At 56.0% G+C, this 248-nt stretch carries 1 protein-coding gene; it reads right to left on the bottom strand.

Going from position 1 to position 248, the window contains the following annotated elements; translation table 11 throughout:
- The coding region (locus tag SB751_RS33790) for a transposase (RefSeq protein WP_410749471.1) at window positions 1-127 on the bottom strand (127 nt) is incomplete at its 3' end.
- Between the last annotated feature and the right edge of the window lie 121 nt (window positions 128-248).

Genomic DNA, 248 nt, shown 5'->3' on the forward strand with positions numbered 1-248 from the left:
GGCGCAGCGTCTGCTCCGACATGCCCAGTTCCCGGGCCACCATAGCAAAGCCCTGGCCGTCCTTGACCCGCTGCACGGCTGCAACCTTGAATTCCGGCGTGTACGATTGTTTCGGTACCTTGAACATCCCTGATTCCCTTCCTTTCCGTCGAGTTTATACATGACTCGATGGAAGGCGAAATTTCAGGGGAAGCTCAATGAACCTAACTTTTCGGGGCGGGCGGAGAGGTAACCAATCCGCTTTCGAG

This window comes from Cupriavidus sp. SIMBA_020 (genome assembly GCF_046535395.1).
GTDB classification, from domain to species: Bacteria; Pseudomonadota; Gammaproteobacteria; order Burkholderiales; family Burkholderiaceae; genus Cupriavidus; species Cupriavidus campinensis.